Annotated in this window: 5 protein-coding genes and 1 pseudogene; 2 read left to right on the top strand and 4 right to left on the bottom strand. The window is 30.0% G+C overall.

The window, feature by feature from the left end:
* Positions 1-169: 169 nt before the first annotated feature.
* From B6258_RS00880 to B6258_RS00890, 3 genes and pseudogenes are all read right to left on the bottom strand, one after another.
* Positions 170-337, bottom strand: a pseudogene (locus B6258_RS00880) (isocitrate/isopropylmalate family dehydrogenase); the annotation flags it as partial.
* Positions 338-653: 316 nt separating this feature from the next.
* Positions 654-1,832: a hypothetical protein gene (locus B6258_RS00885; protein WP_099073706.1), complete on the bottom strand. Its 1,179-nt coding sequence runs from the start codon at positions 1,830-1,832 to the stop codon at positions 654-656.
* Positions 1,833-1,836: 4 nt separating this feature from the next.
* On the bottom strand, positions 1,837-3,021 hold the full coding sequence (locus B6258_RS00890) for a nucleoid-associated protein (RefSeq protein WP_099073707.1): 1,185 nt from the start codon (positions 3,019-3,021) through the stop codon (positions 1,837-1,839).
* Positions 3,022-3,421: 400 nt separating this feature from the next.
* Here B6258_RS00890 and B6258_RS00895 point away from each other — a divergent pair, with 400 nt between their 5' ends.
* Positions 3,422-4,207 (top strand): DUF4145 domain-containing protein, encoded by a 786-nt coding sequence (locus B6258_RS00895; protein WP_099073708.1) that lies wholly within the window; start codon positions 3,422-3,424, stop codon positions 4,205-4,207.
* A 654-nt stretch (positions 4,208-4,861) separates the two neighbouring features.
* Positions 4,862-5,314, top strand: coding sequence for a hypothetical protein (locus tag B6258_RS17970; protein WP_164996116.1), 453 nt, complete (start codon positions 4,862-4,864; stop codon positions 5,312-5,314).
* A 66-nt stretch (positions 5,315-5,380) separates the two neighbouring features.
* Here the strand turns inward: B6258_RS17970 and B6258_RS17975 are convergent, their stop codons facing one another.
* The gene (locus B6258_RS17975; RefSeq protein ID WP_164996117.1) at positions 5,381-5,521 is read right to left on the bottom strand and encodes a hypothetical protein; all 141 of its coding nucleotides are present in this window, start codon (positions 5,519-5,521) and stop codon (positions 5,381-5,383) included.
* Positions 5,522-5,626 lie beyond the last annotated feature (105 nt).

The raw sequence follows: 5,626 nt of genomic DNA on the forward strand, positions 1-5,626 counted from the left end.
AATCACCTCCCACCGGAGGCATATCGAAAACAGTTGGAAAACTCTAATTTAAAGTGTCTCAATTAATGGGGAGTGGACAGCATCAAGACGTTACACGTACTCATAAAAAACCCTGTAACAAAAACGGGAACCCTTAAGTTCCCGTAATCAATTCGCAACGCTAATTATATTACATATGTTTGATAATTGCGTCACCAAACTCGCTACATTTCAGCAATTTAGCGCCTTCTAACTGACGTTCGAAATCATAAGTGACAGTCTTAGCGGCAATCGCGCCTTCCATACCTTTAATGATTAAGTCAGCGGCTTCTGTCCAACCCATGTGGCGTAGCATTATGTATTTCCACTATAATTAACTATTTGTTTATTAAGGTATATTTACTCTTATTACACTCAGAAGACCGTGAATATATCTTTTTATAACTAGTTGATTACCATAATGCTTTTATTGGTTTTGATAACCATGTATAGTCATCTAAATGAACTTTAATAAATGGTCAATTATTATATATATGCAGATATATTTATTAATATCATTACTATGATTAATACAACAAACCAATCAAAGAAAACTTATGAGTTAAATTAATGGATATAATAAAATTAAGGTAATAAATAAGTCTAAAAAAGAGCTTTATGATAAATAAACATGGTTATACTCCCCACCACCATTTAATGAATAAATAAATAGCACCAATCCACAGCATAGCAATTCCCATACTATTTATTTTTTTAATTCTTGTTTCTGCTTTACTAATTTTTCTTTTTATATCTATATCTATTTTTGATGCAGTACTTCTTACTTCAACACCTTCATCAAACTTAGAGTATCTTTTAATTAAATTATCTAGACTATTTTTTAACGAATCATATGAATCACTTAATATCTCATTTGAGATATAAGTAACTTTATATATTAGATAAAGACCTATAAATATCAATACTGAATCCCAAAATCCTCCAGATTTAGCAAGTCCTCCAACAGCAATCAATGCACCAGGAATAGCAAATGCCTTATTTTGGCTAGATGAAACAAAATCATTGATTTTAGTTGTATATTCAAGTTGTTTTTGTTCTAACTCTGACAAGATTTTGTTTACTGAAAACCTTTTTGTATATAAATCAAGTAAGTCGTTATACCTGTCATATACTTTTTTACCTTTACTTATTAAGTAAAAAATATCTCCAACTTTACTTTCATCATCATTCTGATTAGCCATATCATAAATTGCGCTTCTAAGTATAGATATACGCTCTTTTTGTTGAGCATCTTGTAGACTTAGTATTTTTAAAAGTTGATTAGAAGCATATTGAGAATCAGAAGAAAAATCTAGACTTAAAACAGAATCTAACAAATCATGGCAACTTACAACTAACTCCTTCCCACCATCATTATTAGGAATATAGAGGATATACTTACTATCAACGGAATGATTAGCCACAGTTGCCAATATTTTTTTCCATTGTAAGAAAAGACAAATTTTTTTTACTGAGCCATCATCAGTTGAATTAAAAAATATTTTCTCATTTAAAATTATATAGTTAGGGTTATATTCTCCACTATTTGAACATTTAAACCAAAAGCTATCTATCGATGAGTAAATGCATGTATCACTTTTGAAGTTACTTGATTGTAAACTAAATATAATCTGACTTGATTCACAACTATCTATTTCCTTAATACCAAAACGAACTAAAAGTTCTACATATTTTGAAAATGAATCACTATCTAGATCGCATTCTATGATTGCTAGACCATCATCATTCTTTATTTCTGAATCAGTTAAGTAACCAATTAATTTTAGTAAATCTTCATTGTGATTCATAATCATATATTCACTTTTGAGGTATCTTTCTATTTATTTGATCCATACTTGTTCTTGCCAATTTAATTGTTATAACTCCATCACCTCTATTATAGATTATCTTTGCACCGGAATCTTTATCATCACTAATAGAATCAATATCAAATGTGATTTCATAATCTCTATCCTCATCAACTATTTTTATTTTCCCAAACTCCTTATCTGAAAATCTGCTTGGTTCAAAATAATCATCAATTAAGTACTCGCCATGATCTACAAATTGAATAAATTTCTTTGCTACATCTTTTTTCTTTAAGAGTGTCTTTGCTATACAGTTAGCAATATCCTCAATTGAAACTTTTTTATCTATAGGATCTTTAGCTTTTTCTTTTAAAAAAGCCTCTATTGCTTTATTTACCTTAACCTTATCAACCGAATTTATTTTTATCTTTTTTGAAAAATCATCAAAAGCCATACTAATATGCTGAATACTTCTATTATTATCCACTTTAGGATCACAGCCTAAAGCTCGCTTAAAAAATTCACTCTTTGATTTTCCTGAAATAAAATGTAGGTAAGGTTCTCCAACATTATCTGGATAACTAGCTTTAAACAAAGTTAAATCTATCAACACTGCTTGTCGCAGTGCATCAATATTAATTGAGGGGACTTTTTCAGGAATAAGGTTTTCATCAAAATCAAAAACTCCTTTTTTATCAACCATTAAAATCAAAAGCCTACCGTCACTTTCCTGATCCTGATCGACTTGATAGTGTATGAATACAAAATTACCACCAACTAATGTTGCACGATCTTGATTTGCTTCTCTCTGCATTAATTTCATTACAGCATTAACAAACCCATGAAAATCAAATTTTCCTAATAAATAATCCAAAAAAACACTTGGTGTATTTAGTGGCATAAGGTCTTTTTTCATCACTCCATGACTCTTCCTTTTACCCATAAATTTTTTATCAGCACGGGTTATAAATTGAACAACATCTTCAGTATCTAACTTCCATTCTAAGCCAATTTCACTTATAAAATTACTCCCCTTGTTGTTAGGAACTAAATCTAAAGTAGCAGTTAGAGCATGTTTTGCTGAATATTTTCCGTTTCCTTTACATAATTCAGGATCATAGCCACATTCACATAATTCTTTAGAATCATGAATATTCCCACATTTAGGACATTCAATTTCATTTACATCAGTCATCTATTAGCACACCTCAAAAATGAAAATTGTGCTGATTTTAAGACATAAACTAAATTTATACATCTGTGAATAAAAACACTGTTTTTATTCACACGATCTATAGACTCATCCAGCATACTTAATACTGTATTTATATACAGCATACATTATTTTACAAGTGAGACAATAAAATTCTTGTAGGAGTTCTTTGGAACAATTCGGATATCTTCAGTAAAGTTAGTATTAGAATTTTATGTGTACCACGTAATCAAACCGAACAGTTTGTGTTGTGCAAAGATCTGATATTCATTGGATACACTCCAAAGTGAAATAACTAAAAATAGTAATAATTATTTTTATTTAAAAAATACTACCTTTTAGATTTTATCCGCACTACAACTTTCTCGTTATAGCGTCTATAATGAAAAAATATTATTTACTGGGATATCTTATGCTTGGTTCCTTTACATTTAATTTTTTCACTCTGGATTCAATCCCAGATTGGCGTTGCCCTGCTTGTGCTCGGCAAACACTTGAATTCGTGCCCAATAGTTTAAAAGCGAGAAGTACTGCTCGTGCACGCCATTATGCTAATGATCCAGATTTTAGCCCTGATGATGATGAAACTATATTCACTTGCCTTTTACAATGTAATCAAAAAAATTGTCAACAGATGGTCGTAGTCTCAGGAGATGGTTATTACGAACGAGAATATGATGGTCATTCTTCATATGATTTTCATTATATTTCGATATATCGTCCTCGTTATTTTTATCCACCTATACATCTATTTACTCCTTGTGATTCCTATCCAGAAAAAATAAAAGAGCAACTTTTAGAATTATCTGCACAGTTACCAGGGCACCCTCAAGCTGCAATTAATACCTTACGCACTACTTTAGAAATTATTCTTGATGATTTTAAGATTCCACGAGATAAAAATGAACGTTATCTCCCATTAGATAAAAGAATTTCACTCATACCTTTAGAATATAAGTATATGGAGAATGGCTTTAGGGCATTGAAGTGGTTAGGTAATACAGGTAGCCACAACTTGAAGGAAGTATCAAATGAAGATATTGAAGGGGCATGTATTATGTTGGATGACTTTCTACTAAAAATATATAGCCTACCAATAGATCATCGCGCAACAATAGCTAGATTAACAGAAAACCATGATCCAAGAGCCAAATATGGATCCAAGTAGTGGGAAAAACCATAAATAATACTCTATTTTCCATTTACGAATATAGACTGGAATTAGAAAAACAAGATATAAATATCATAAAGATTAACAAATTTAATGGAAGTGATTTAAGATAGATAGAATTGGGTATATTAGTATAGTTATGAACAAGCTGTTTATCTCCCATATGAAGATGCGGTTATTAGAATTGGTCATAACAGTGGGTGTTTTTATCCTCATTAATAAATAAAAGCCTTGTTTTATCTAATGTTGAGAACATGCATAATCATCATAAAATAAATCGCTCTAGCAATTTATTTCACACCATTACCTAAATAGCTCAATTATATGAAATTAGATTTTAAAAGCATTCCAAAATTATAATTTTGGATGGAATAGGTTGCAATTTATCTAAAACACAGTCAATGATTACTAAAATCCTGATATTTATCTGACTTTACCACTCTTTTTACATTTATGAATAATTATACCTCATGTAAAGTATCACTCTACTAAATTTTTATTTTTCTTCTTTATATTGATATCTTCCTATATTTTTTCACTTTATGCCAAGGTATGCTTTAAATAAAAACATAAGTACTATTGCTATAATACTATTGATGGCTAATAATGTAGCGTAAACTAAATTTACTTAAATGGTACAGGTACTAAAAAATGAAAAATTTAATTTTCCCTGTTTTATCTGCTATTTCTGGTTTAATTTCAGCAGGATTTTGGCATTTATCCGCCCATTTTCCAGATCAAAATGTTTCAATAATTGAAAATGAATACGCAGCTATTTTTGCAATAATATCAGCATCATTAGTTTATCTTTCTTTAATAATAGTAAGCAAAAAAAACAGTAGCATTGAGGATAAAAAAGAAGAACTTAAAAAAGAAATTAGTAAAGAACTTAAAGAAGAAATTAGTAAAGAACTTAAAGAGGAAATTAGTAAAAAACTTAAAGAGGAAATTAGTAAAAAACTTAAAGAAGAACTTAGTCAAGAACAGGAAAAAGAGAAAGAACTGAAAAAAGAAATTAGTAAACCGTTTAAACAAAAAACAAAAGAGAAAGAAGAAAAAGAAAAAGAAAAAGAAAAAGAAAAAGAAAAAGAAAAAATCCTTTAAAAATTAATATAATAAATAATATTTGCCAGTTATATTTTAATAAAAGTAAAATATCAACTGGCATATTTAACATTGAAACAATTCGTCCTTCTCATCTAACCCGAATCGCTTCTTCATCTCCTCTTCTTTTTGCCTGCGTTCCTCTTCCGCTTTCTGCGCCTCCTCCATCTCACGCATTCTCACGTTATAAATTGATTGCTCTGGCATCTGTACACGAACGGAAATAAAGCGGCTGTCCACTCCCCATTAATTGAGACACTTTAAATTAGAGTTTTCCAACTGTTTTCGATATGCCTCCGGTGGGAGGTGATT

This window comes from Proteus alimentorum, assembly GCF_002607735.1.
Lineage (GTDB): Bacteria > Pseudomonadota > Gammaproteobacteria > Enterobacterales > Enterobacteriaceae > Proteus > Proteus alimentorum.